The organism is Paenacidovorax caeni, from assembly GCF_001298675.1.
Lineage (GTDB): Bacteria > Pseudomonadota > Gammaproteobacteria > Burkholderiales > Burkholderiaceae_C > Paenacidovorax > Paenacidovorax caeni.
In genome coordinates, this window is the sequence record NZ_CYIG01000136.1 from 1 (window position 1) to 601 (window position 601).

A 601-nucleotide genomic window follows, 5' to 3' on the forward strand; every position below is an offset into this window, starting at 1 on the left:
GTGGTGGACGGGGTGTTTGAGGAAGTGGAGGGCGAGGGCGATGCTGATGCGACCCCTCGAATCTCATCGCCGGGTGTCATCTTTCACGCGGCCACCGGCATCGATGCGGCTACCGTGGCCCCAGTGCAGACCACACTGCAAAAACGTATCCTGCGCGCCTTTGTGGGCCGTGGGCTGCTGGAGAACTGTGACGCCAAAGACATGCTGGGCTACCAGCACAGCGGCTTCTCGGTGGACGCCGGTGTCTGCATCGAAGCCCACGACCGCGCTGCGCTGGAGCGGCTGCTGCGCTATTGCGCCCGCCCACCCTTTGCCATGGAGCGCCTACGCAAAGAGGGAAGCAAACTGGTGTACCGCTGCGGCAAGCAGCGCAGCGAACCCACCAGCGACAAGCGCGGTGCCAAGGTTGATGAGCTGCACCTCACACCGCTGGAGCTGATCGACCACATTGCCGCGCTGGTTCCCCCGCCACGCACCCACCGGCACCGCTATTTTGGCGTGTTGGCACCCAACTCGCCGCTCAGGGCTGCGGTGACGGCGCTGGCGACACCGGCGCAAGCCGCTCCCGTGCTGGGCGCGTCGATCAGCACGGGGGAGTGCG

Annotated in this window: 1 protein-coding gene; it reads left to right on the top strand. The window is 66.2% G+C overall.

Features of this window, described 5'->3' with window-relative positions; all coding sequences use genetic code 11:
• The coding region (locus BN2503_RS19105) for a transposase (protein ID WP_199445293.1) at nucleotides 1-601 on the top strand (601 nt) is incomplete at both ends.